General features: G+C 68.0%; 24 protein-coding genes. 19 read left to right on the top strand and 5 right to left on the bottom strand.

The features are described 5' to 3' along the window. From BJ960_RS08560 to BJ960_RS08550, 3 genes are all read right to left on the bottom strand, one after another. On the bottom strand, nt 1–756 hold the full coding sequence (locus BJ960_RS08560; protein ID WP_185986962.1) for an ABC transporter permease: 756 nt from the start codon (nt 754–756) through the stop codon (nt 1–3). 3 nt (nt 757–759) lie between these two features. Further along, nucleotides 760–1707 carry an ABC transporter ATP-binding protein gene (locus tag BJ960_RS08555; RefSeq protein WP_185986961.1) on the bottom strand — a complete coding sequence of 316 codons (948 nt, stop codon included), beginning with the start codon at nt 1705–1707 and terminating at the stop codon, nt 760–762. A 70-nt stretch (nt 1708–1777) separates the two neighbouring features. After that, nucleotides 1778–2722, bottom strand: a complete 945-nt coding sequence (locus BJ960_RS08550; protein ID WP_185986960.1) for a hypothetical protein — start codon at nt 2720–2722, stop codon at nt 1778–1780. 101 nt (nt 2723–2823) lie between these two features. Between BJ960_RS08550 and lepA the strand changes: the two genes are divergently transcribed. From lepA to BJ960_RS08490, 12 genes are all read left to right on the top strand, one after another. Next, a complete protein-coding gene (gene lepA, locus BJ960_RS08545) occupies nt 2824–4677 on the top strand; it encodes a translation elongation factor 4 (protein ID WP_185986959.1) in 1854 nt (617 codons plus the stop codon). Further along, complete coding sequence (locus BJ960_RS08540; protein ID WP_185986958.1) at nt 4674–5408, top strand: DUF1990 family protein; 735 nt, start codon at nt 4674–4676, stop codon at nt 5406–5408. The genes lepA and BJ960_RS08540 overlap by 4 nt, the downstream gene beginning before the upstream one ends. 2 nt (nt 5409–5410) lie before the next feature. Further along, on the top strand, nt 5411–6652 hold the full coding sequence (gene hemW, locus BJ960_RS08535) for a radical SAM family heme chaperone HemW (protein WP_185986957.1): 1242 nt from the start codon (nt 5411–5413) through the stop codon (nt 6650–6652). Between the two features lie 45 nt (nt 6653–6697). Next, on the top strand, nt 6698–7729 hold the full coding sequence (gene hrcA / locus BJ960_RS08530; RefSeq protein WP_185986956.1) for a heat-inducible transcriptional repressor HrcA: 1032 nt from the start codon (nt 6698–6700) through the stop codon (nt 7727–7729). Nucleotides 7730–7805: 76 nt separating this feature from the next. Continuing rightward, nucleotides 7806–8897, top strand: coding sequence for a molecular chaperone DnaJ (gene dnaJ, locus BJ960_RS08525; protein ID WP_121072244.1), 1092 nt, complete (start codon nt 7806–7808; stop codon nt 8895–8897). 2 nt (nt 8898–8899) lie between these two features. Then, nucleotides 8900–9634, top strand: a complete 735-nt coding sequence (locus tag BJ960_RS08520; protein WP_185986955.1) for a 16S rRNA (uracil(1498)-N(3))-methyltransferase — start codon at nt 8900–8902, stop codon at nt 9632–9634. Nucleotides 9635–9664: 30 nt separating this feature from the next. Continuing rightward, nucleotides 9665–10012, top strand: coding sequence for a histidine triad nucleotide-binding protein (locus BJ960_RS08515; RefSeq protein ID WP_185986954.1), 348 nt, complete (start codon nt 9665–9667; stop codon nt 10010–10012). Continuing rightward, nucleotides 10002–11129: a PhoH family protein gene (locus BJ960_RS08510; RefSeq protein ID WP_372430582.1), complete on the top strand. Its 1128-nt coding sequence runs from the start codon at nt 10002–10004 to the stop codon at nt 11127–11129. Before BJ960_RS08515 ends, BJ960_RS08510 begins: the two co-directional genes overlap by 11 nt. Beyond that, a complete protein-coding gene (gene ybeY / locus BJ960_RS08505) occupies nt 11126–11581 on the top strand; it encodes an rRNA maturation RNase YbeY (protein ID WP_121072236.1) in 456 nt (151 codons plus the stop codon). The genes BJ960_RS08510 and ybeY overlap by 4 nt, the downstream gene beginning before the upstream one ends. 5 nt (nt 11582–11586) lie before the next feature. Beyond that, entirely contained in the window at nt 11587–12492 is a 906-nt protein-coding gene (locus BJ960_RS08500) for a hemolysin family protein (protein WP_307814628.1), read from the top strand. Next, nucleotides 12489–13457, top strand: coding sequence for a GTPase Era (gene era / locus BJ960_RS08495; protein ID WP_121072234.1), 969 nt, complete (start codon nt 12489–12491; stop codon nt 13455–13457). Before BJ960_RS08500 ends, era begins: the two co-directional genes overlap by 4 nt. 51 nt (nt 13458–13508) lie before the next feature. Further along, nucleotides 13509–13895 (top strand): DUF5684 domain-containing protein, encoded by a 387-nt coding sequence (locus BJ960_RS08490; protein WP_185986952.1) that lies wholly within the window; start codon nt 13509–13511, stop codon nt 13893–13895. On the opposite strand, the gene BJ960_RS08485 is transcribed toward BJ960_RS08490, so the two are convergent. Beyond that, nucleotides 13892–15700, bottom strand: coding sequence for a DUF2207 domain-containing protein (locus BJ960_RS08485; protein WP_185986951.1), 1809 nt, complete (start codon nt 15698–15700; stop codon nt 13892–13894). The two genes, BJ960_RS08490 and BJ960_RS08485, sit on opposite strands and share 4 nt — an antisense overlap. 155 nt (nt 15701–15855) lie before the next feature. Here BJ960_RS08485 and leuA point away from each other — a divergent pair, with 155 nt between their 5' ends. The 7 genes from leuA (at nt 15856) to BJ960_RS08450 (ending at nt 25218) form a co-directional block, all read left to right on the top strand. After that, nucleotides 15856–17622, top strand: a complete 1767-nt coding sequence (gene leuA / locus BJ960_RS08480; protein WP_185986950.1) for a 2-isopropylmalate synthase — start codon at nt 15856–15858, stop codon at nt 17620–17622. 104 nt (nt 17623–17726) lie between these two features. Next, nucleotides 17727–18335: a Holliday junction branch migration protein RuvA gene (ruvA, locus tag BJ960_RS17190; protein WP_185986949.1), complete on the top strand. Its 609-nt coding sequence runs from the start codon at nt 17727–17729 to the stop codon at nt 18333–18335. Between the two features lie 8 nt (nt 18336–18343). Continuing rightward, on the top strand, nt 18344–19339 hold the full coding sequence (gene ruvB, locus BJ960_RS08470; protein ID WP_121073418.1) for a Holliday junction branch migration DNA helicase RuvB: 996 nt from the start codon (nt 18344–18346) through the stop codon (nt 19337–19339). A gap of 91 nt (nt 19340–19430) precedes the next feature. Then, a complete protein-coding gene (yajC, locus tag BJ960_RS08465; protein WP_185986948.1) occupies nt 19431–19898 on the top strand; it encodes a preprotein translocase subunit YajC in 468 nt (155 codons plus the stop codon). 52 nt (nt 19899–19950) lie between these two features. After that, nucleotides 19951–21777, top strand: coding sequence for a protein translocase subunit SecD (secD, locus tag BJ960_RS08460; RefSeq protein ID WP_221936293.1), 1827 nt, complete (start codon nt 19951–19953; stop codon nt 21775–21777). A 1-nt stretch (nt 21778) separates the two neighbouring features. Next, nucleotides 21779–22813 (top strand): protein translocase subunit SecF, encoded by a 1035-nt coding sequence (gene secF, locus BJ960_RS08455; protein WP_185986947.1) that lies wholly within the window; start codon nt 21779–21781, stop codon nt 22811–22813. 200 nt (nt 22814–23013) lie between these two features. Beyond that, entirely contained in the window at nt 23014–25218 is a 2205-nt protein-coding gene (locus tag BJ960_RS08450) for a RelA/SpoT family protein (RefSeq protein ID WP_307814641.1), read from the top strand. Here the strand turns inward: BJ960_RS08450 and BJ960_RS08445 are convergent. Further along, nucleotides 25208–25849: a hypothetical protein gene (locus tag BJ960_RS08445; protein WP_185986945.1), complete on the bottom strand. Its 642-nt coding sequence runs from the start codon at nt 25847–25849 to the stop codon at nt 25208–25210. The two genes, BJ960_RS08450 and BJ960_RS08445, sit on opposite strands and share 11 nt — an antisense overlap. Nucleotides 25850–25902: the final 53 nt, after the last annotated feature.

Here is a 25902-nt window from a genome sequence, read left to right as displayed (position 1 = left end):
CTAGCGCCGGCGCCTCGACCGGAGCACGCCGTAGCGCACGAGTGCCGCGAACAGGATGGTCCAGGCCGCGACGTTCGCGAGCACCACCCAGATCGAGTCGCTCCCGCCTGAGATGAGTACGCCCTCGGTGATCGGCCAGCGCACGAGCGCGGCGTAGCCGTACATCGGCGTGAAGTGCGCGACGGTCAGCATTGCGCCCGAGAGCGGCATGAACACGTTGCCGACGAACCCGAACAGGGTGATCGCGATCGACGCGAGCGACGCCGCGGTGTCGGAGTTGAACGCGAGGCCCGTGCCCAGGCCGAACAGCCCGAAGATGAGCCCGCCCGCGAGGATGATGGCGGCCACGAGTGGCCAGGCCCAGGGCGAATCGGCGCGCGCGCCGGTGAGCGCTCCGACGAGGAACACCCCGGCGACCGAGACCGCGGAGAAGGCGAGCGCGACCGCGAGCTTCACCACGGCGTACCCGGGGATCGAGAGCGGCGTGAGCGCGATCTGGCGGCCCCAGCCCTGCCCGACCTCGGAGGCGGCGAGCGAGCACAGCGAGGTCATCGCGGTGGCGGCGCCGAACGCGGCCATCGACGCCATGACGTAGAACGCGACGTTGCCGTTGCCGGCGCTTGCCGTCGCGTACTCGGCGGCTGCGCCGAAGAGCAGGTACATGGCGATCGGCATGCCGAGGGTGAAGACGAGCGTGTACGGGTTGCGGAACTGGCGCATGACCTCGACGCGAAAGAAGGTTGCGGTGAAGAGCATGGGTTAGTCCTCCGTGAGGGCGGTGAAGGCGGTTTCGAGTGTCGGCGCGGCGATCTCGAGATCGCTCGCGCCGGCTGCGAGGAGACGAGCGGCGACCGCGTCAGAGTGTGCGGCGCGGAGCGTCACGCGGCCGGCGCTCGCGGACAGCTCGGAGACGGTCACGTCGGCGCGCAGCTCGGCGAGCAGCGCGTCTGCGCCCGCAGGCAGCGTCGCCGTGAGCGTGCGGCCGCCGAGCGACGCGCGCAGCGTCGCGGTCGCGCCGTCGGCGACGATGCGACCGTGGTTCATGACCACGGTGCGCCCCGCGAACTGCTCAGCTTCCTCGAGGTAGTGGGTGGCGAACACGATCGTGCGCCCGGAGGCTGCGTCCTCGCGCATCGCGTCCCAGAACTTGCGGCGCGCGGTGACGTCCATGCCAGCGGTCGGCTCGTCGAGGATCAGCACGTCAGGGTCGGGGAGGAGCGCGAGCGCGAACTTCACCCGCTGCTGCTCGCCGCCAGAGCACTTGCTCACCCTGCGCCCCGCGATGGCTGTCAGGTCCGCGCGCTCGAGCACGTCGGCGACGCGCTGGCCAGCGCCGTGAAAGCTTGCGATGACCTCGACGGTCTCGCGGACCGTGAGGTCGGCGAGCAGGCCGCCGGTTTGGAGCACCGCGGAGAGCGTGCTGCGCGCGACGGCTGCCCTGGGTGCCGCGCCGAGCACGCGCACCGCACCCCGGTCGGGTTCGCTGAGGCCGAGCACCATGTCGACGAGCGTGGTCTTGCCCGCGCCGTTCGGGCCGAGGAGGGCGACGACCTCGCCGCGCTGGATGCTGAGATCAACGCCGTCGACGGCCCGGACGAGCGCGTCGCCTGATCCGAAGCGGCGCTCGACGCCGACTATCTCGATCGCCGGCGGCGAGGCGGGTCGCGACGCCTGCGGCGCCTGCGTGGGGGACTGTTCCTGTGTCATACCCCCAAGCTTGTCGGGGGAGCAGCGCCCTCAACGAGGGGAGAGTGTCACGCAATGCACGTGACAGGTGTCACGCGCGGTCTGGCCTCGCGATGCCGGGCCGCATGCGCGCGATCCGGGCGCCGCGGCGATCGGTCGGCGCATCACTGTCGAGCGCGAACGTGATCTCCGCAAGCTGCGGCCATTGCGCGGGCCAGAGGGCGCTCGCGTTGGCGTCGCCCGCGGACCACTCATCTGTGACCGACGCATCCTCGATCGTGAGCTGGGCGAGCATCCCTGATTCGACGAACAGCCGGAGCACGCGGGTCGACCCGGATACCGGGTCCGCGAACGTGGCCGACACCGGGAACCGCTGCACGTGCGGGACGGCGCGCGGCAGCGTCTCGGCGTCCGCGACGTCGATCGAGATGACGTCGTACGAGCCGGAGACCCCCTCCCAGAGCTGCTCGCGGGCGGAATCGAGTTGCGCGAGCAGCGCTCCGGCGCTGGGCTCTGCGCTGTAGTCGAGCATCCCGGCGATGACGGCGCGTGCGCCATCGGGGAGCTCCGCAAGCGCCGAGTCGGTTTCGGGGCCCAGATCGACGCCGGCCAGGCCGCGCGCGGCGAGGGCGCGCCTGATCCTGCTCGCCCGAATGACCGAGGGGAGTTCGGCAGCGAGCGAGATCGCAACTCCCGCCGCCGCGAGGACGAGGCGCGGCCGCGAGACGCCGCGCCGAACGAGCGCACGCTGGAGCCGCGCGTCGAACGCCTCACCGGCCTCGGAGAGCCCGAGCACGGCGCCACCTGCGGCGACCGCGGCGGCGGAACGCGCCGTCGCGCTCGTGCCGGGCGGGACGTCGGTCGCGATATCGGCGGCAGTGAGTCCGGCGAGGCCGAGCCGGTAGGCGGCGCGCTTGCCCGTCGTGAGCTTTGCCGGGTCGATGAGGGTCGCGGCGCCGAGCGCGACTGCGAGCACGACGGCCCGCTCGGGGCGTCCCGGCGCGAGAACGCGTCGAAAGAACTGTGAAGCAGACACGCTGCCATCCTACGGTGCCCGGCTTGGAGCGCCCTGCCCGCCGCGACGACCCGCAGCGGTGTGGTGCCGGGAGCGCCCGGTGCGTGAGATAATGGCTGGCAATGTCTCCACGCAGTCTGAAACCACCGGTGCCGGCGTCGACCGACCCCACGATGATCCGCAACTTCTGCATCATCGCGCACATCGACCACGGCAAGTCGACGCTTGCCGACCGCATGCTCCAGGTCACCGGCACGGTGTCCGATCGCGACATGCGCGCTCAGTACCTCGACAACATGGATATCGAGCGCGAGCGCGGGATCACGATCAAGTCGCAGGCAGTGCGCATGCACTGGCAGTCCGAGGGCGGCGAGTTCGCCCTCAACATGATCGACACCCCGGGCCACGTCGACTTCTCGTACGAGGTCTCCCGCTCGCTCGCGGCCTGCGAGGGCGCGATCCTGCTCGTCGACGCGGCTCAGGGCATCGAGGCCCAGACCCTCGCGAACCTGTACCTCGCCATGGAGAACGATCTCGAGATCATTCCCGTGCTGAACAAGATCGACCTTCCCGCTGCCGACCCGGAGCGCGTCGCCCGCGAGATCACCGACCTCATCGGCGGCAACCCCGACGACGTGCTGAAGGTGTCGGGCAAGACCGGCGCGGGTGTCGAGGAGCTCCTCGACGTCGTCGTTGCCCGCATCCCCGCGCCCGTGGGCAAGACTGACGCGCCGGCGCGCGCGATGATCTTCGACTCGGTCTACGACCCCTACCGCGGCGTCGTCACCTACGTCAGGATGGTCGACGGCAAGCTGACGCCGCGCGAGAAGGTCCAGATGATGTCGACGGGCGCCGAGTACGAGGCCCTTGAGATCGGTGTCTCCTCGCCCGGCCCGACCCCGACCAAGGGGCTCGCCGTCGGCGAGGTCGGCTACCTCATCACCGGCGTGAAAGACGTGCGCCAGTCGAAGGTGGGCGACACTGTCACCAGCAAGCTCAAGGGCGCCACCGAGGCGCTGCCCGGGTACACGGACCCGAAGCCGATGGTGTTCTCGGGCCTCTACCCGCTCGACGGCTCCGACTACCCGGTGCTCCGTGAGGCGCTCGACAAGCTCAAGCTTTCTGACGCGGCCCTGCAATACGAGCCGGAGACCTCGGTCGCGCTCGGATTCGGCTTCCGCTGCGGTTTCCTCGGGCTGCTGCACCTCGAGATCATCACCGAGCGGCTGCGCCGCGAGTTCGACCTCGACCTCATTACAACCGCCCCGAGCGTGATCTACGAGGTCACCAAGGAAGACGGCACCGAGGTGACGGTGACCAACCCCTCGGAGTACCCGGACGGCAAGATCGCCAGCGTGCGCGAGCCCATGGTTCGCGCGGCCATCCTCGCGCCGAAGGACTACGTCGGCGCGATCATGGAGCTGTGCCAGTCGCGGCGCGGCAGCCTGCTCGGCATGGAGTATCTTGGCGAACGCGTCGAGCTGCGCTACAACATCCCGATGGGCGAGATCGTGTTCGACTTCTTCGACCATCTGAAGAGCCGCACGCAGGGCTACGCGAGCCTCGACTACGAGCCGAGCGGCGAGCAAGAGGCGGATCTCGTCAAGGTCGACATCCTGCTCCAGGGCGAGGCCGTCGACGCGTTCTCCGCGATCGTGCACCGCGACAACGCGTACTCCTACGGCACGATGATGACTGAGCGCCTGCGCAAGCTCATCCCGCGCCAGCAGTTCGAGGTGCCGATCCAGGCCGCCATCGGCGCCCGCGTGATCGCTCGCGAGAACATCCGCGCGATCCGCAAGGACGTCCTCGCGAAGTGCTACGGCGGCGACATCAGCCGTAAGCGCAAGCTGCTGGAGAAGCAGAAGGAGGGCAAGAAGCGTATGAAGATGGTCGGCCGCGTCGAGGTGCCGCAGGAGGCCTTCATCGCCGCGCTCTCTGGCGACGTCGAGGGTAAGGAATCGTCGAAGAAGTGAACGCACCCCGCAGATCAAGCTATACAGCCATGCCCGTCGCGTACGCGGCAATCGGCGCGTCCGGCGCGCCCGACCTCATGCGGTTCCCGCCCGCGGGCAGCACCCCCTACGAGGAGGCGTTGCAGCTGGGAAGCGGGCAGGAGCGTTTCCTCGCCGCGGCGAACCAGCTGATGACGTGGGGCGCGCACCGCGCGGCCGGCTTCGTTGTCAGCGACATCGAGGTCGGCGAGCAGACCGACTACGTCGGGGTGCAGTTCGACGACGGCGGGACGCCGGAGCTCGGCGAGGAGCCCGAGGAACTGTTTAGCCCCGAGGGTGAGGCGTACGTGCTTCCGGGAACGACCGCCACGCTCTCGTCCGAGAAGGCGAAGCAGCCGCGTCCGATCCTCGTGATTTCGACCGTCGACGAGCCGCAGCGCCTCGGGTTCGCCTGGGGCGACCGCGAGGCGGTCACCGGCTTCGGTGAGCAGCTCCTGACTGTTGAGCAGCGCGCCGACGGCACCGTCTGGGCTGTCGCGCGCGGCTTCACATTCCTGACAAGCTCGGGGCTCATGGCTGGCATCAAACAGCGCGGCGAGCTGCGCGATGTGATCGAACTCGCGCAGGCGCTCGTCGGCGCGCTCGCGCCCGGCGCTGCGATCCGCGGTGGGGTCGTTCCCGCCGACACCGATGCTCCGGCCGAGCCCGACGCTTCGGCGCACACCGACGGCGACGCCTCGCAGGACGACTGACGATGCCGAGCGTGCTCCCCGAAGGCGATCCGGCTCCCGCCGACGGGGCGCTCCCGGCGAGCGTGCTCGACGGGGCAGCGGATCGCGCGTTCGGCGTCTACGTTCACGTGCCCTACTGCCGGGTGCGCTGCGGGTACTGTGACTTCAACACGTACACGGCGAGCGAGCTCGGCGGCGGCGCGAGCCAGGCCGGATACGCGGCGGAGGCCGCGACGGAGCTGAGCTTCGGCGCCGGCGTCATGCGCGCTGCGGGGCTGCCCGAGCGCGAGGTCTCGACGGTGTTCTTCGGGGGCGGCACCCCGACGCTGCTGCCCGCGTCCGACCTCGCGATGGTGCTTGGTCGCATCCGCGACGAGTGGGGCATCGCCCCCGGCGCGGAGGTGACGACCGAGGCGAACCCCGACTCGGTCGACGCGGCCTACCTCGAGACGCTCGCGGAGGCGGGCTTCACTCGGGTGAGCTTCGGAATGCAGTCCGCCGTGCCGCACGTGCTCCGCACGCTCGATCGCACGCACAGCCCCGAGCGGGTGCCTGTCGTCGTGCAGGCGGCCCGCGCGGCTGGGCTCCAGGTGAGCCTGGACCTCATCTACGGCACGCCAGGCGAGTCGATCGCTGACTGGGGGCGGTCGCTCGATGCCGCGCTTGAGAACGAGCCCGACCACCTGTCGGCGTACGCCCTCATCGTCGAGGCCGGCACCAAGCTTGCCGGCCAGATCCGCCGCGGCGAGGTCGCAGCGCCCGACGACGACCTGCACGCCGAGATGTACGAACTGCTCGACGCGCGGCTCGCCGCGGCCGGGTATGACTGGTACGAGATCAGCAACTGGTCGCGCACCAGGGAGACGCGCTCGCGCCACAACCTGTCGTATTGGACGGGCGAGGATTGGTGGGGTGCCGGCCCCGGCGCGCACAGCCACATGGGCGGCCTGCGGTGGTGGAACGTCAAGCATCCGCGCGCGTACGCCGAGCGGATGGGGCAGGGGCTGTCGCCGGCGCACGCCCGCGAACTGCTGTCGGACGAGGCGCGCTACAGCGAGCGCGTGTTGCTCGAGACCCGGATCGCAGACGGCTTCGCGATCGACGCTCTCAGCGAACAGGGCCGTGCCGCGGTCCCGGGGCTCATCGCCGATGGCCTCGTCGATGGCCGCGCGGCGCTTGGGGTCGGCGGCGCCGAGCGCAGGATCGTGCCGACGCTCCGCGGTCGGCTGCTGGCGGACACAGTCGTCGGACAACTTCTCCGGTAGTAGACTGGCACTCAGGTTGTTCGAGTGCCAGAAAGGCGGTGCGTGATGGTTCCGGAGCGCAGTCTCGCCGTGCTGCACGCGATCGTGAGCGACTACGTCGCACTCAACGAGCCCGTCGGTTCGAAGTCGATCGTGGAGCGGCACGCGTTTGGCGTGTCTGCCGCGACGATTCGCAACGACATGGCGCTGCTTGAGGACGACGACCTTATCGCGCAGACGCACACCTCGTCCGGCCGCGTGCCCACCGACAAGGGCTACCGCCTGTACGTCGACACGCTCGCGAAGCTCCGGCCGATGACCGCCGCGCAGCGCTCGGCGATCGAGCGGTTCCTCGGGGAGTCGAGTGATCTCGACGACGTGATGGCCCGCACGGTGCGGCTGCTGTCGCAGCTCACGAACCAGGTCGCCGTCGTGCAGTACCCCTCGCTGCGCACCGTCGCCGTCAGGCATATCGACCTTGTCGCGCTCGGCGAGAACCGTGTGCTCTGTGTGCTGATCCTCGGCAACGGCGTGGTCGAGCAGCACACGGCCATGCTTCCCGCTGAGCGCGCGAACGAGCCGTGGCTCACCACCGTGCGCGAGCGGATCGCCGCGAACGTCGTCGGGCAGGACATCGACGCGGCGGATCGCGCGGTCACCGAGCTCGCCGCGACAGTGCACGAGTGGGCGGACCCGGCCGACGCGCCGCTCGCGCTCCTCGTGCTCGGCGCAGTCTCGCAGCAGCTGCAGGCGAACCGCAGCGACCGCATTGCCGTCGCCGGCGCGGCGAACCTCACCAGGCCGGGGGAGTTCGCCGGGTCGCTGCCGACGGTGCTTGAAGCGATCGAAGAGCAGGTGACCCTGCTCCGGCTCTTCGGCGAACTCGTCCAGGACGAGCGCGACATCGCTGCCTCGATCGGCCGCGAGAACGAGGCGTATGGCCTGTCGGACGCGTCGATCATCGCGACGAACTATGAGCAGGCTGGGGCGTCGAGGCTTGGCGTGCTCGGCCCGCTCCGCATGGACTACGCCGGGAATATTCAGGCGGTCCGCGCGGTTGCCAGATACCTCAACAGGCTCTTGAGCGAAGACCGCTGAGTGCCGCCGGCGCGACGCGCGAGGGCGCGTCGAGCCCACGACCATCACCCCATCCACGACACCTAGGAGTACAACAGTGGCGGATCACTACGAGACGCTCGGCGTTTCTCGCGAAGCGAGCCTCGAAGAGATCAAGAAGGCGTATCGCAAGCTGGCGCGCCAGCTGCACCCGGACGTGAACCCGAGCGAGGAAGCGGCCGAGCAGTTCAAGAGCGTGACGCACGCCTACGACGTGCTCAGCGATCCCGAGCAGCGGCAGCGCTACGATATGGGCGGTCAGCAGGGCGGCGCGGGCGGGTTCGGCGACATCTTCGAGACCTTCTTCGGCGGTGGCTTTGGTGGTGGCTCACGAGGCCCGCGCGCCCGCGAGGAGCGCGGCGAGGACGCGCTCATTCGCGTCGACGTCAAGCTCTCGGAGGTCATCTTTGGCGTGCAGCGTGACATCACCGTCAACACCGCCGTGCTCTGCAACACGTGCGGCGGCAACGGCTGCCAGCCGGGCACCCATCCCGTCACCTGCGACGTGTGCCGCGGACAGGGGCAGGTGCAGCGTGAGGTGCGCTCGCTCTTCGGGAACGTCGTCACGATGCACCCCTGCGGGAGCTGCCAGGGCTACGGCACCATCATCGAGAATCCCTGTGTCGAGTGCGCGGGGAAGGGGCGACTGCGCGAACGGCGCACCATGCAGGTCGACATTCCCTCGGGCATCGACACGGGCACGCGCATGCAGATGCGCGGCGGCGGCGAGGTCGGTCCGTTCGGCGGCCCGAACGGCGACCTGTTCATCGAGTTCCGCGTCGAGCACGACGACGTCTTCAGCCGCGACGGCAACGACCTGTTGAGCACGATGCAGGTCTCCATGACCGACGCGATCCTCGGCACGGAGGTCGAGGTCGAATCGCTCGACGGTAACGTGAAGGTTGAGATCCCCGCTGGTACCCAGTCCGGCGACCTCCTCTCCGTCCGCGGTCGCGGCATCCAGGGCCTGCGCTCGACCTCGCGCGGCGATCTGAAGATCGCGATGCAGGTCGCGACGCCGACGAAGCTCTCGCACAAGGAGAAGTCGCTCGTTGAGCAGCTCGCGAAGCTCCGTAAGGAGGACCCGCCGCACTTCGGCGAGTTCAAGCAGAGCTTCTTTGGCAAGCTGCGCGACCGCTTCTTCGGGTAGTCGTGGCGAACCTGTACTTTGACGAGACCCTCTCCGGCACGGCGCCGGGGGAGCGGCTCACCGTGTCGGGCGAGGAGGGGCGGCACGCCGTACGCGTGAGCCGCCTCCGCGTCGGCGAGCAGACGATCGTCGGCAACGGCAGGGGGATTCGCGCGTTCGGCGCCGTCGAGGAGCTCGGCCGCGACAGCTTCACGATCGGTGTTGAGCGCGTCGACGAGGCGCCCGCGCCGGCCCGCCGGATCGTGCTTGTCCAGGCGCTCGCCAAGGGCGATCGCGACGAGCGCGCCGTCGAGCAGGCGACCGAGTTCGGCGTCGACGCGATCCTGCCCTGGCAGGCGGAGCGCTCAATCTCCCGCTGGAGTGGCGACAAGGCCGAGAAGGGCGTCGCGAAGTGGTCGCGGATCGCGCGGGAGGCATCGAAGCAGTCGATGCGCGCCTGGATCCCTGAGGTGCTCCCGCCGGTGACGACGTCCGAGCTCGCCGGTGTCGACGGGCATCTGCTCGCGCTGCACCCGCGCGGCGACGAGCGGCTCAGCGCGTGGACGCCCGCGGACGATCGTGACGTGTACCTCGTCGTCGGCCCCGAGGGCGGGCTGAGCGACGCCGAGCTCGACGCGCTCACCGCCCCGGGCGCTCGGGAACGCCGGATCGTGTTGCTCGGCGACACCGTCCTCCGAACCTCGTCGGCCGGGCCCGCTGCCCTCGCCGTGCTGAACGCCGCGCTCGGTCGCTGGTGACCCCACCGATCCCGACAGTAGACTGAAGGCATGGCTGAAGACACAGTATTTGGCAAGATCATCTCGGGCGAGATTCCGGCGAAGCTGCTCGCTGAGACCGAGCGCGTCATCGCGTTCCCCGACATCAACCCGCAGGCGCCGGTGCACATCCTCGTCATCCCGAAGACGACCGAGTACCAGAACGTGACCGAGCTCGCCGCTGGCGACCCCGAACTCCTCGCAGAGATGGTCGCGGTCGCGAAGCAGCTCGCAGACGAGCACGCGAACGGCGAGTACCGGCTGATCTTCAACAATGGTTCGAGCGCGGGGCAGACCGTCTTCCACGTGCACGCGCACCTCATCGCGAACCTTGAGGAGCGATCCCTCCTTGGGTTCTGAACCAATCTCACCGGCCGACGAGCCGGACCGGGCCGATCACGACGCCGACGGTACGGCGACGGGCGGCCACAGGCCCGAGCCGCAGCTTGAGCGCACCGTCACGCTGACCGGGGTCGAGCTTGCCTCGTTCCTTGGCCACCGCGACCAGCTGCTCGCAGACCTCGAGGCCCAGCACCCGAACGTGCAGTTCAACGCCCGCAACGACGTGCTCTCGATCCGCGGCGAGACGAGCGCCGTCCGTGCGGCGGAGCAGCTCGTCCGCGAGATCCTCGAACTCGCCAGGAGAAGCGGCACCGTCTCAAGCACCGACGTGCGTTCGATCGCGCGGATGGTGCGCGACGGCGACGGCCCGCGCGCGGCCATCACCCTGAGCGAGCCGATCCTGACCGTGCGCGGCAACTCGGTTCGCCCGCAGACGCAGGGGCAGCGCGAGTACGTGAACGCGATCGACGCGAACACAATCGTGTTCGGGCTCGGCCCCGCGGGTACTGGCAAGACGTATCTCGCGATGGCGAAGGCGGTGCAGGCGCTGCAACGGCGCGAGGTGTCCAAGATCGTCCTCACCCGGCCGGCCGTCGAGGCCGGCGAACGGCTCGGGTATCTCCCGGGGAGCCTCGAAGACAAGATCGATCCGTACCTGCGGCCACTGTTCGACGCTGTCGGCTCGATGATGGACCAGGATCTCGTCCCGAAGCTGCTCGCGAACGGCACCATCGAGGTGGCGCCCCTCGCGTACATGCGCGGTCGCACGCTGAACGAGGCCTTCGTCGTGCTTGACGAGGCGCAGAACACGACGCCCGAGCAGATGAAGATGTTTCTCACACGGCTCGGCTACGGCTCGAAGATGGTCGTCACTGGCGACATGACCCAGGTCGACCTGCCCGTCAAGCAGAGCGGCTTGCGCGTCGTCACCCGCATTCTGCGCGACGTCGAGGACATCCACTTCGCCGAACTCACCGCGGACGACATCGTGCGCCACAGCCTTGTCGGCAGGATCGTCGACGCCTACGCCTCGTACGATGAGCGGCAGGCGGGCGGGACGCCCCAAGCGGGCGCGCAACCGCGCGGCCACGACACCACAGACCAAGACAGCACCGAAGGGAAGCACGACCGATGAGCGTCGAGATCAACAATGAATCAGGGGTCGCCGTCGGCGAGGACCGACTGCAGCGACTCGTGAGCTTTGTGCTCGAGTCGATGTACGTGCATCCGGACACCGAGCTCAGTCTCATGTTCGTCGACGAGGCTGCGATCGAGCAGCTCCACGTTCAGTGGATGGACGAGCCGGGTCCTACCGATGTGCTGAGTTTCCCCATGGACGAGCTGCGTCCTGGCCGCCCCGACGCGCAGGCCCCCGCCGGGCTCCTCGGCGACATCGTCGTGTGCCCGCAGGTCGCGATGGTGCAGGCCGACAACGCCGGGCACTCCCTCGAGCAGGAGCTGACGGTGCTCGTCACGCACGGCATGCTGCACCTGCTGGGATTCGATCACGGCACCCCCGATGAGGAAGCCGAGATGTTCGGCCTGCAGCGTGACCTCGTGCTCGCGTTCAGCACCCGAGAACGTTGAGCTCGGTGAGCGACGACGATCTACCTCCGCTGTTCGAGCGCGCGAGCGCGGCCGTTCGGCGGATCGCCGAGCGGGTCGCGCTCGGCCGCGGCCGCGTGCGCGACGAGCAGCAGCTGCTCTCGATGGTGGATCAGGCGACCGAGCTCGACCTCCTGGAGGAGGGTGACAGGGACTACATCCACTCGATCGTAGAGTTCGGCGACACGCTCGTTCGCGAGGTCATGGTGCCACGCACCGACATGGTGACGGTCGACTCCGAGGTCACGATCCGAGATGGGCTCGAGCTGCTGTTGAACTCGCGCCACTCCCGCGTGCCCGTCGTCGGGGACGACGTCGACGAGGTGCTCGGAGTCATGTACCTCCGCGACGCGAGCGGCTTTGTGCTGCGACGCCCGGAGGAGGCGGAGGAAGCGCACGTCACCCGGATCATGAAGCCCGCGATGTTCGTCCCCGAGGTGCAGCGCGCAGACAAGCTGCTGCGCCGCATGCAGCAGGAGTCGAACCACCTCGCGCTCGTTGTCGACGAGTACGGTGGCATCTCGGGGCTCGTCACGCTTGAAGACCTCATCGAGGAGGTGCTCGGCGACATCAGCGACGAGCACGACCGCGAGACGCCGGAGGTCGTCGAGGAGGCCCCGGGCCTGTTCCTCGTGAGCGCCATGCTGCCAATCGATGACCTGGGCGAGCTGTTCGAGATCGAGCTCGACGACGAGGAGGTCGACACCGTCGGCGGGCTCTTCGCGAAGTGGCTCGGCAGGCTTCCCGAGGTCGGAGACCGCGTGAGCGGGGAGGGCATCGAACTCGAGGCGATCGACACCGAACGCCGACGCAAACGACTGATTACCGCGCGGGCCCGCGCGATCCACGAACCCGCGGAGCCCGCGGCACAGCACACTGAGGACACGGCATGAACGCACCGGACACCCACACCCCAGATCCGGCGGAGCACCCGATCGGCACCGCGCCCGCGAGCGAAGGCTTCCGCGCGGGCTTCGTCTCGTTTGTCGGCAGGCCGAACGTGGGTAAGTCGACGCTCACCAACGCGCTTGTCGGCGAGAAGATCGCGATCACGAGCCCGAAGCCGCAGACCACCCGGCGGGCGATCCGCGGTATCGCCCACAGGCCAGACGGCCAGCTCATTATCGTCGATACCCCGGGCATCCACCGCCCGCGCACGCTGCTCGGAGAGCGACTGAACGCCCTCGTTGAATCGATGCTCGGTGACGTCGACGTCATCGGCTTCTGCGTCCCGGCAAACGAGAAGCTTGGCCCGGGCGACAGGTTTATCAATGACCGGCTGAACGACTTCCCCCGCGCGAAGAAGGTTGCGATCCTCACCAAGGTCGACGAGGCATCGAAGTCGGAGATCTTCGACCAGCTCGTCCGCCTGGGCGAGCTGCGTGAGTGGGACGCCGTCGTACCGATCTCTTCGGTGACCCGCGAGCAGCTCGACATTCTCAGCGACGAGCTGCTGCAGCTCATGCCGCTGTCACCGCCGCTCTACGACGACGAATCCTCGACCGACGAGTCTGAGGACGATCGGATCGCCGAACTCATCCGGGAGGCGGCGCTCCGCGAGGCGCGCGAAGAGCTGCCGCACTCGCTCGCCGTGACAGTCGACGACCGCGAGGAGCGCGAGCCCGAGACCGAGGGCGAGCTCGGCCTCCTCGAGCTGTACGCCTCGCTCTACGTCGAGCGCGACAGCCAGAAGGGCATCGTGATCGGCAAGGGCGGCTCACGGCTGCGCCAGATCGGGGAGGACGCCCGCCGCGAGATCGAGGCCCTGCTCGGGCGAAAGATCTACCTCTCGCTTCGCGTGAAGGTCATGAAGGAGTGGCAGCGCGACCCGAAGGCCCTCGGACGACTCGGGTTCTAGCGGTGGGGGCGTGCGGCTGTCTCGGCGCCCTCGGCGCATAGACTTGTCCGCATGAACCCATCGAATACGCCAATGGACGAGGCGGTCGCCGCGATCTTCTCCGGCACGACCTCACTCATCGTCATTGCCTTCTACGTGGTCTTCGCGATCGCGGCGTGGAAGATGTTCTCGAAGGCCGGGTACCCCGGAATTCTCGCGTTCATTCCGATTGTGAACGTGATCCTCGTCGTCAAGATCGCCGGCTATTCGGCGTGGATGTCGCTGCTGTACCTGATCCCGATCGTGGGCTTCATCTTCGCAATCTTCGTCGCGCTCCGCCTCGGCGCCAACTTCGGCAAGGGGGGCGGCTTCTCCGTCTTCCTGCTGTGGATGTTCCCGATCATCGGGTACTTCATCATTGGCCTGGGCGACGCGCGGTACCAGCCGCGAGCCCACTAGCGGCCGCCGCTGAAGCCGCCTCCGCCGCCGCCGCCAGCGAACCCGCCACCGGTCGACCCGCCCGAGCTTGACGAGGTGTAGCTCACCGCGCTCGAGAGCGACTGGGTGTAGCTCGCGAGCGTGCTCGGGAAGCTGCCCAGGCCGTGCACGGCGAGGGCCGGGTACCAGTACGGGACGTAGTTCTGGTGCTGTTCGTAGTGCACCTGCAGTGTCTTCGTCCACTCCTTCTCGAGGTTGAAGAGCATGGCGTAGGGGAGCAGGCGCTCGTACAGGTGGATCACGGACATGCCGTCAACCTCGCGTCGCTCCGCGCCGCTCGCTGACTGCAGCGTCTTGATGCGATCCTCCTCGGCGACAGTGATGAAGAGGCGAACGCCTGCAAGGTACTCGCGCGTCTCGGCCCCGAGACGAGTGTGCACCGTGTGCTTGACGACGGAAAACACGCCGACTGCGGCCAGTAGCAGGCCGCCGAAGAGGAAGAGCGCGCCCAGCGCTGAGCCGCGCGTCGCGAGCCCGACGATGCCGAGGACGAACAGCACAGCGCTGATCGCAAGGGTCGTGTAGCCGAACGCGCGCCCACCCGGCGCGTACGCCTTCTCGAGGTAGCCGCGATCCACCGCGGCCGCGGCGCCGGCCGCCGTGAGCTTCGTCATCTTCTCGGCAAACTTCGTGCTTTGCTTCGGGATCGCCTTCGCCGCGCCTGGCTCAGCCCCGGGCACGAGTGCCTGCAGCATGCGTGCGTCGAGCTCGTCGACGGCTCGGCTCGGATCGAGCACCCGCACGATCTGCGTGCGCTTGCGTTTCTTCTTCTTGCCCGACTCTTCGTCTTCCTCGAGTCGGGTCGCCCCGAGCACTGCGAGGTGGATGATCTCGGCGGCCTGCGGCGCAGCGGTTCCGCCGCCGAAGATGGGCGCCGCGAGGAGGGGCGGCAGCGACGTCGGCACATCGTACTGCGGGACGACGGTGCCCCGTCCCGTCGACCGCTTGCCCCGGAACCGGGCGACGCTAATGCCGCCGACCGCCGCGGTCGCCAGGCCAGCGCCACCGATGATGAGGGGCATGCCGTCGAGCGCGAAGTTCGGCAGGCGCTGCGGCGGCTGGACGACAGCCCCCGGCGTGAGACCGACGGCCACGGTGACGCCCTCGCGGGGTCCGAGCGGCAGGTCGGCGATGCGGATCGGGTCGGTCTCGGTGCCAGCCCCCGTCATGGCGCACTCAGTTGTGCTCTTGGGCGCTCCGAAGTAGCACGTGGCGTTGCCGTCGAGCTTCGGCGCAAGGGCGTCGGAAAACGACACCTCAGCGGTGAACTTGGCGACGGGCTGCACGTGTTCGAAGTCGAGGAGATCCCAGTAGAACTCGTCGGCGGCGCCGTCGTCGCGGGGGAGGACGACGTCGGAGATCGTGTAGCTCAACACGTACGTCTGCGGGCCGTGCACGTAGCTGTCATCGCCGACGAGCACGATGCGGAAGCCGTCTTCGTCATCGACCTCGAACGGGACGGGCGCGCCCCCGGCGTCGGTCACGGTAAAGTCGCGCGGGTCGGTGCCGGCACGCTGGTAGTCGATCGGGATCCCGCGCACGATGCCACGGTTCTGGTCGGTCTCGGGGAACCGCGGGCTGATGGTTTCTGTCACCGTTGCCACCGCGCGGCCCGCATCGTCCACCCCAACTTCGGCGTCGACGTGCCATGCGTCGTACGTGAAGTCGTCGACGTCAGCGAGGGCGGGGGTCGCCGCCAGCGCCGGGGCAACGAGCAGCCCGGTGGCGGCGAGCAGAAGCGAGCTTGTCCGGAGAAATTTTCGCATATCGTCGAGCGTACGCTAAACTGATCCCATGCTGTTCGGCTCGCTTCTTCTTAGCTGCCGCGACGAGTCCTCGACTTCGAACTAATTCAGTCTCAGGCCTTCCTCGTCGCGGTGTTTGTGTTTGGCTGAGCGAACGAAACGAAGAAGGAAACGTCATGAAGAACATGCAGCAGCCCTCCGGTATGCCGATCCACCGCTACCGCCCCTACAGCGAGATCATTCCCGTTGAACTGCCCGATCGGACGTGGCCGACGAAGCAGATTACCGAGGCGCCCCGCTGGTGCGCGGTCGACCTTCGCGACGGCAACCAAGCGCTCATCGACCCGATGAGCCCCGAGCGCAAGCGCGTCATGTTCGACCTGCTCGTGCAGATGGGGTACAAGGAAATCGAGGTCGGCTTCCCGTCCGCGAGCCAGACCGACTTCGACTTCGTCCGCCAGCTCATCGAAGAGAACGCGATCCCTGACGACGTCACGATCCAGGTGCTCACCCAGGCGCGCGAGCACCTCATCACTCGAACCTACGAGTCGCTCGTTGGCGCGAAGCAGGCGATCGTGCACCTGTACAACTCGACCTCGATCCTGCAGCGCGATGTGGTGTTCCGCTCGGACCGCGAGGGCATCAAGCAGATCGCCGTCGAGGGAGCGAAGCTCTGCCGCGCGGCCGAGCACATCTGCGAGGGCACCGACATCTACTACGAGTACTCCCCGGAGTCCTACACTGGCACCGAGCTCGAGTACGCCGCAGAGGTGTGCAATGCCGTGCTCGAGGTGTTCGAGCCGACCCCCGAGCGCAAGGTCATCATCAACCTGCCGTCGACCGTCGAAATGGCGACCCCCAACGTCTACGCCGACTCGATCGAGTGGATGGGCCGCAACCTCAACCATCGCGAGAACGTGATCCTGTCGCTGCACCCGCACAACGACCGCGGCACCGCCGTCGCGGCGGCTGAGCTCGGCTACATGGCTGGCGCAGACCGCATCGAGGGCTGCCTGTTCGGCAACGGCGAGCGCACCGGCAACGTCGACCTCGTCGCGCTCGGCATCAACATGTTCACGCAGGGGATCGATCCGCAGATCGACTTCTCGCGCCTCGACGAGGTGCGGCGCACCGCCGAGTACTGCAACCAGCTCCGCGTACCTGAGCGGAGCCCGTGGGCCGGCGACCTCGTCTACACCGCCTTCTCGGGCTCGCACCAGGACGCGATCAAGAAGGGCTTCGAGCGCATGCAGGCCGACGCCGACGCGGCCGGAGTCTCGATCGACGACGTCGAGTGGGCGGTCCCGTACCTGCCGGTCGACCCGAAGGATCTCGGTCGGTCGTATGAGGCGGTCATCCGCGTGAACTCGCAGTCGGGCAAGGGCGGCGTCGCCTACCTGCTGAAGACCGATCACTCGCTCGACCTGCCGCGCAGGCTGCAGATCGAGTTCAGCGCAGTCGTGCAGGGCGTCACCGACTCAGAGGGTGGCGAGGTCTCCAGCGACGCAATCTGGACGATCTTCCAGGATGAGTACCTCCCCTCGACCGGCGTCGACGGCGTCGAGCGCTGGGGTCGCTACGAGCTGTTCCGCACGTCGAGCGTCAGCGCCGGCGACGGCGTGACGAACCTCACGGTGGAATACCGCGACGGCGACGAGCAGCGGGAGGAGACGTCGCAGGGCAACGGCCCGGTCGACGCCTTCATCAACTCGCTGAACGCCTCCGGCCACGCGGTCACGCTGTTCGACTACGTCGAACACGCAATGAGCGAGGGCGGCGACGCGGTTGCCGCTGCCTACGTCGATCTCGAGGTTGACGGGCAGCGCCTGTGGGGCGTCGGTATCGACCCCGACACGAGCCGCGCGACGCTGAAGGCGATCGTCTCGGCCGTGAACCGCTCCGTCCGCAACTCAGCGGCGCAGCGCGAGGCCGTCTCCGCCTAGCGCGCACGCCGCCAGGCCCCGCTGCCCCACTCGATTCGCACATATGTTCGAATCTGCGGTGTGGCGCAGCGGGGTTTTTGCGTGATGCCCCATAGGCTTGGCGTGTGATTGCTTCGTTACGCGGTGAGGTGCTGGCCTCGGGTGCCGGTTGGGTCGTTCTTGGTGTCGGCGGTGTCGGCATGCGCGTTGAGGTGCCGAGCGGGCGCATGGCGCAGCGCACGCCGGGGGAGCAGCTCTTCCTGCACACGTCGCTCGTTGTCCGCGAGGACTCGCTGACGCTCTATGGGTTCGAAACCGAGGCGGAGCTTGCAACGTTCGGCTTCTTGATCGGCGTCTCAGGCGTCGGCCCCCGCTCCGGCCTTGGCGTGCTGTCCGAGCTCTCGCCCAGCGAGATCGTTCGGGCGGTCACTGCCGAGGACGACAAGCCGTTTCGCAAGGTGTCTGGGATCGGCCCGAAGACCGCAAAGCTCATCACGGTCTCGCTCGCGGGCAAGCTCAGCGCGCTCGCGATCGCGGAGGCGGGTGACGAGCCTGCCGCCGTCGCGCCGGACGAGGCGCTCACCGAGGCGGTGACGGAGGGTCTGCAGGGGCTCGGCTGGAGCGAGGGCGAGGCCCGGCAGGCCGTGCTCGATGCCCGTGATGCCGGCGCCGAGATGACCAACGCGCAGCTCCTGCGCGCCGCGCTCACGCTCCTGCAGCGAGGCCGCCGATGAGCGCGCCGATGTCGGGGGAGCTCTCGCCGCAGGCGCTGCCAACGGAGGTGAGCTACGAGGGCGCGCTCCGCCCCGGTTCGCTCGCCGAGTTCGTTGGACAGGAGAAGGTGCGCGAGCAGCTCGGCCTGCTGCTCGGCGCGGCCCAGATCGACGGCCGCACGCCAGACCATATCTTGCTTGCCGGGCCGCCAGGGCTCGGCAAGACGACGCTGTCGATGATCGTCGCGACCGAGCTCGGGGTGCCGCTCCAGCAGACGTCCGGCCCGGCGATCCAGCACGCCGGCGACCTCGCGGCCGTGCTCTCCGCGCTCACGCCGGGCGAGGTGCTGTTCATCGATGAGATCCACCGCATGGCCCGCAGCGCCGAGGAGATGCTGTACCTCGCGATGGAGGACTTCAAGGTCGACATCATGGTCGGCAAGGGCGCGGGAGCTACGTCCGTGCCGCTCGAACTCGCGCCGTTCACGCTCGTCGGCGCGACGACACGCGCCGGCCTCCTGCCGAACCCGCTTCGCGACAGGTTCGGGTTTACTGCGCACCTCGAGTACTACGCGACCTCAGAGCTTGAGGGCGTACTGAGTCGCGCCGCGGGACTACTTGATTTCCCGCTCCACGACGCTGGGGTTGTCGAGATCGCGGGCCGCTCGCGCGGAACGCCGCGCATCGCAAACCGGCTGCTGCGTCGCGTGCGCGATTACACGCTCGTGCACGGCACGCAGCCAGACGAACGTTCGGTCCGGGCCGCGCTCTCGCTGTACGACGTCGACGAACACGGGCTGGATCGGCTCGACCGCGAGGTGCTGCGCATTATCGTTGAGCGCTTCGCCGGCGGACCGGTCGGCCTGTCGACGCTCGCTGCGTCCGTCGGCGAGGAGGCCGAGACGATCGAGTCCGTCGTCGAGCCCTTCCTCATGCGCGCGGGGCTCATCGCGCGATCGCCGCGCGGCCGCATCGCCACCTCCCTCGGGTGGGCGCATCTGGGGATTGTCCCACCTTCACCGTAGGGTGCTGACGCTCGCAGGAAACCCCGCTAGACTTGTGCGGTCCGTGCGTGTTCAAGGGCGCGCTCACTAACTTTGGAAGGGTCTCCGCCTCATGGATCCGATGACACTCATCATGCTTGGCCTCGTCGCCGTGCTCATTTTCTTCATGTTCCGCAACAGCAAGAAGCGCCAGGCGCAGATGGCCGAGATGCAGAACAACATGCAGCCGGGCGCAGAGGTCATGCTTCAGTCGGGGATCTACGGCACCATCGTGTCGGTCGACGAGGAAGAGAACCGCGTGACCGTGCAGAGCGGCACCAGCACCCTCGTTGTGCACCGCAACGCTGTCGGCCAGGTCGTGACCCCCGCAGACGCACCCGTTGAGGAGAGCGAAGCAGCGACGCTCGCTCCCGACGACGACCCCGAGTTCGGCGAGCGGTTCGCCCCCGTAGAGGACGCTGCCGCCGAGGCAGAGTCGAACGTCGACTCGACCGTTGACGCCGCGACCGACGCCGCAACGGACCTCGACGGCGCAACTGCGGCCGAGAAGCGCGACGACAAGAACTCCGACAAGGAGTAAGGACCCTCCGGTGTGATGTTTCACACCGTTATCTGAAAGCGAGACAGCTGTCTTGGCGAAATCATCCGTCGCGCCTGCGGTGCGGAGCGCACGTCGCTCGCTCATCTTCCTGCTCGCGATCATTGTGGGACTCACCGGGCTCATCACGCTCGGGGTGTTCCGCAGTGATGCGACCTGGACCCCGAAGCTTGCGCTCGACCTGCAGGGCGGCACGCAGATTCTGCTTGCCGCAAACCAGAACGACGGCAAGGCCGTCACTGGCGAGCAGCTCGACCAGGCCGTGGAGATCCTGCGTCAGCGAGTGAACGCCTCGGGCGTTTCCGAGGCCGAGATCACCACGCAGGGCAATAACCACATCTCCGTCGCCATCCCCGGCAAGGTCGACGACGCGACGCTGCAGCGCATTCAGGCGTCGGCCGCGCTCGACTTCCGCGGCGTCTTCCTCGAGGCGGCCGCCGGTGCGGCGCAGCCCGAGGAAGACGGCGAAAGCGTCGAGGGCGCGGACGGCGAGGCCGCCGCTGGCGACGCCGCGACAGAGGACGCGGCAGCCGGTGACGCGGCAGCCGAGGACACGGCCGCCGAGGGCGATGCTGCTGAGGGCGACGCTGGGACCGCCGACACCGGCGACCTGTACCCGGACCCGCTTCCGACAGATCCTGCCGATCAGGCGTGGCTCACCCCCGCGCTGCTCGAGGAGTTCGCGTCGTTTACGTGTACCTCCGACGCGGCGCTCGAGGTAGCGAACGCTCCCGATGACAAGCCACTGATCACGTGTGACGACACCGGCCTGATGAAGTACATCGTCGGCCCGGTCGAGCTCACGGGAGACGTCATCACCGACGCGGTCTCGCAGCAGCAGTCGATTCAGGGCGGCACCGGCACCACCGGTCGCTGGGAAGTCGCAATCACGATGAACAAGGAGGGCTCGCAGAAGTTCGGCAAGGTCTCGACCCGCCTCTTCGGCAAGCAGCCCCCGCTCAATCAGTTCGCGTTCGTGCTCGACGGCAAGGTCATCTCCGCGCCCACGATGAACGCACAGATTCTCGACGGTCGCCCCGCGATCTCGGGCAACTTCACGAAGGAGAGCGCTCAGGTGCTCGCCGACCAGCTGAAGTTCGGCGCACTCCCGATGAGCTTCACGGTGCAGAGCCAGGAGGATATTTCCTCGACGCTCGGCGCGAACCAGCTCCTCGGCGGCCTGCTCGCCGGCCTCATCGGCCTCGGGCTCGTGGTCGTGTACTCGCTGTTCCAGTACCGTCTCCTCGGCACGTTGACGATCGCGTCGCTCGCGATCGCTGCGATCCTCACCTACCTGCTGCTCACGTTCTTCTCGTGGCGTCAGGGGTACCGATTGTCGCTCGCCGGCGTCGCCGGCATCATCGTGGCGATCGGCTTCACGGCCGACTCGTTCATCGTCTACTTCGAGCGCATTCGAGATCAGCTGCGTGACGGCTTCGGCATCAACGCGGCGGTCGAGGGCGGCTGGAAGCGCGCGCTGCGCACGATCCTCGCGTCGGACGGCGTGAACCTGCTTGCCGCAGTCGTGCTGTTCGTGCTCGCCGTTGGAAACGTGAAGGGCTTCGCGTTCACGCTCGGCCTCACGACGATCGTCGACGTGCTCGTCGTTGCGCTCTTCACTCACCCGATGATGACCCTGCTCGCCCGGACCCGCGTGTACAGCGGCGGCTACAAGTTCTCGGGGCTCGATCCCCGCCAGCTTGGCGCCGTCTACCAGGGTCGCGCGAAGTTCCGTGAGCCTGTCGTCGCCACGAAGGGCGGCGGCAAGAAGGTCGCGCGGAGTCGCGGTGAGGCAGAGCGTCGCCAGACGATCGCCGAGCGCAAGGCAGCTGAGTCTGCCGGCGCAGGAAAGGAGAGCTGAGATGGCTCGCTCATTCGCCGAATTCGGCAACGCTCTCTACACCGGTGAGAAGTCGATCGACTTCGTCGGCAGGCGCAAGCTCTGGTACACGATCTCGGCAGTCCTGCTGATCATCGCGGTCGTCGGCCCCTTCCTGCGCGGCGGCTTCCAGCTCGGCATCGAGTTCACTGGCGGAAGCCAGTTCCAGGTGCACGTCGCGAACAGTCAGGATCGCGATCCTGACGTCGCCGCGAAGGCTGTCGCGGAGACGCTGCCCGGCAGCGCGCCGCGTATCTCGGTGCTGGGCCAGAACGAGGTCCGCGTGCAGACCGAGGCCCTCGACGACGCCCAGAACAAGGCCGTCACTGAGGCCCTCGCGAAGGGCTACGGGGTCGACGCGGACGAGGTCACCTACTCGTTCATCGGCCCGGTGTGGGGGCAGGACATCACGAAGCAGGCGATCATCGCCCTCGTCGTGTTCATCCTGCTGGCGGCGCTCGTGATGGCGATCTACTTCCGTACGTGGAAGATGTCGCTCGCGGCGATGCTCGCGTTGTTCCACGACCTCATCATCACCGCTGGCGTGTATGGCCTCGCCGGGTTCGAGGTCACCCCCGCCGCGATGATCGGATTCCTGACGATCCTCGGCTACTCGCTGTACGACACCGTCGTGGTGTTCGACAAGATCCGCGAGAACACGAGCCCGGGCGAGCTCAGCGATTCGCGCACCTACGGCGAGGCGGTGAACCTTGCGGTGAACCAGACCCTCGTGCGGTCGATCAACACCTCCGTGGTCGCGCTGCTTCCGGTCGCGTCGATCCTGTTCGTTGGTGCCGGCCTGCTGGGCGCGGGCACTCTGCGCGACATCTCGCTCGCACTCTTCATCGGTATTCTCGCCGGCGCGTACTCGACGATCTTCGTCGCGTCGCCCGCCTACGCGCACCTGCGGGTTGGCGAGAAGGAGATCCGGGAGCGCGACGAGCGCATTCTGCGCCAGCGCGCGAAGCAGGCGGAGCTCGACTCCGCCGAGGTCGGCGAGGCGGTGCCCGCGAGCTAGCGGTCGCAGTCGCTTCGAGCGTCACCGTTGAGAGGAGTCCTTCTTACTGAGAGGGGCTCCTTTCTGCGTAGAAACCGCGCGGCGTCGCACACACGATTCAAGGAATGCGCACACCCTGGTGTAACGTTCAAGAAGTTGAGGAGGCTGCGGTGGTGAGTTCAGACGCGACACAGGCGAGTACGACTTCGCTGCGCCGGTTGGTGCCGCGAATTTTCTCCCGCGGCGCCACCCACGGCGCGATTGAAGAGGTGATGCGCACGGTGCGCGCGAACTACCCGCGCGCCGATCTCTCGGTGATCTCGCGGGCGTACGACGTCGCCGAACGCGCGCACCGCGGGCAGAAGCGCAAGAGCGGCGAGCCGTACATCACGCACCCGATTGCGGTCTCGAAGATTCTCGCCGACCTCGGCGTCGCTCCGGTCGCCATCGCTGCAGCGCTGCTGCACGATACCGTCGAGGACACCGACTACTCGCTCGAAGAGCTGACCCGAGACTTCGGCGAAGAGATCGCGATGCTCGTCGACGGCGTCACGAAGCTCGACAAAGTGAAGTACGGCGACTCGGCGCAGGCCGAAACCGTGCGCAAGATGGTCGTCGCGATGTCGAAGGACATTCGCGTGCTCGTCATCAAGCTTGCCGACAGGCTGCACAACGCGCGCACCTGGGGCTTCGTCTCGGGCGACTCCGCGAAGCGCAAGGCGCAAGAGACGCTCGAGATTTACGCGCCGCTCGCGCACCGACTCGGTATCCAGTCGATGAAGACCGAGCTCGAGGATCTCTCGTTCGCGGTGCTCAAGCCGAAGCTCTACGCCGAGATCGACAACCTCGTGAAGCAGCGCAACCCGCAGCGCGACGAGCTCGTCGGTAAGGTGATCGGCTCGATTGAGACCGACCTGCGCGAGTCGCGCATCAAGGGCGAGGTGACCGGGCGCCCCAAGGAGCTCTACTCGATCTATCAGAAGATGATCGTTCGCGGCCGAGACTTCGACGACATTTACGACCTCGTCGGGATTCGCGTGCTCGTCAACTCGATTCGCGACTGTTATGCCGTGCTCGGTGCCGTGCACGCGCGCTGGACGCCGATCCCCGGCCGGTTCAAGGACTACATCGCGACGCCGAAGTTCAACTTGTACCAGTCGCTCCACACGACGGTCATCGGACCCGACGGCCGCGCCGTTGAGATTCAGATTCGCACTGTCGAGATGCACCAGCGCGCCGAGTACGGCGTCGCGGCGCACTGGAAGTACAAGCAGCGCCAGCCCGGAGCCGATAAGCAGACCGCGTCGAACGACATGGCCTGGCTCGCGCACATTTCGGACTGGCAGGCCGAAACCGAGGATCCGAGCGAGTTCCTCGATGCCCTCCGCTTCGAGATCGGTGCGAAGGAGGTGTACGTCTTCACGCCGAAGGGGCGCGTGATCGGACTGCCGGCAGGCGGCACGACCGTCGACTTCGCCTACGCGGTGCACACCGAGGTAGGCCACCGCACCATGGGAGCGCGCGTGAACGGGCGGTTGGTCCCGCTCGAGACCGCGCTGCAGAACGGCGACGTGGTTGAGGTCTTCACCTCGAAGGACCCGCACGCTGGACCGAACAAGTCCTGGCTCAACTTCGTGAAGAGCAAGCGGGCCCAGAACAAGATTCGGCAGTGGTTCACCAAGGAGCGCCGCGAGGAGGCCGCCGAGACCGGTAAGCAGGAGCTCACCAAGGCGCTGCGGCGCCAGAGCCTCCCGCTGCACCAGGTCATGAACTCCGAGGCCCTGCAGCAGGTCGCCCTGCAGCTCAACTACGCCGACGTCACCACGTTGTACGCGGCCATCGGCGAGGGCAACGTCTCCGCGCAGTCCGTCGTCGAGAAGGTCGCCGCGCTGTTGTTCGACGACCAGGCGTCGACTGAGCCGGCCGCGCTGAGCGTGCCGCTGGTCGACACGCCGCGCGCCCAGCCCACGCGCGCCACGTCGAGCGGTGTCGTCGTGAAGGGCGCCACCGACGTGCTCGCGAAGCTCGCAAAGTGCTGCACTCCGGTGCCGGGGGACGAGATCCGCGGCTTCGTCACGAAGGGGCAGGGCGTCTCTGTGCATCGCACCGACTGCCATAACTTCAAGAGCCTGCAGTCCCAGCAGGAGCGCGTCGTTGACGTGGAGTGGGCGCCCACCTCGAAGAGCGTGTTTCTCGTGCAGATCCAGGTCGAGGCCCTCGACCGTTCGGGGCTGCTGTCCGATGTGACACGCACGCTCTCCGAGCATCACGTGAACATTCTCTCCGCGTCGGTGAACACGTCGACCTCGCGCCTCGCGATTAGCCGGTTCCTCTTCGAGATGGCGAACGCCACACACCTCGATCACGTGCTGAATGCAGTCCGGCGCATCGACGGCGTCTACGACGTGTACAGGCTCACGAACTAACTCCTCGAGCGGTCCGCGGCGTCCGAGGATCGTCCTCATGCGCCGGGAGACGCTGCGCCACCCGGGTGCGCTCACCCGGGCTCGCGCTGCTGGCCCGCTCCACCGCCTCTGCCGCTATGCCGGGGTCGGTGAGCATGAGGAGCCGCGCCGCGACGAGGCGAGCCTGGGTGAGCGGCTCGGGGGAGCGCAGCAGGTCATAGACCGTTCGTGAGCGGCTCGTCACGCTGTACGCGTCGATCTCAGCGATGTCTCCGTCGCGCAGCCGGAACTGGCTGATCTCGGCGAGCCCGCGCAGTTCGAGGTGCTCGAACTGGGCCGGTGCGCGGCTCCGCAGCGTGATGAGTCGCACGGCGCGCCCAGGGGACCTGCTCGCGCCCCAGATCCACGCCGCCGTCTGCTCAGCCGCCGCGTAGCGGTCCGTGAGCAGTCCGCCGAGCGCCGCGCAACGGGTCTTCGCGGTGTCTGGCCACGACACCGGCCTGACGCCCGGACCGCTGCGCACGAGCGTTCCGGTGAGCAGCGCCGCCGAACGGATCGCGGGCGGCCAATGGTCGACGCGTGGTGGCGAGGGGAGTGCCCGGGGCGGCGGAGGTCTGGGTGGTGTGGATCGGGACGGGTCGCGTGAGGTCATGCCTCAAGCATGAACGCCCTGCCCCGGGGATACCAGGGCAGGGCGTTCATCTG

Source organism: Leucobacter aridicollis (assembly GCF_013409595.1).
Classification (GTDB): domain Bacteria; phylum Actinomycetota; class Actinomycetes; order Actinomycetales; family Microbacteriaceae; genus Leucobacter; species Leucobacter aridicollis.
Note: the sequence above shows the minus strand (reverse complement) of the source record. Positions and strands in the feature narration are given on the sequence as shown.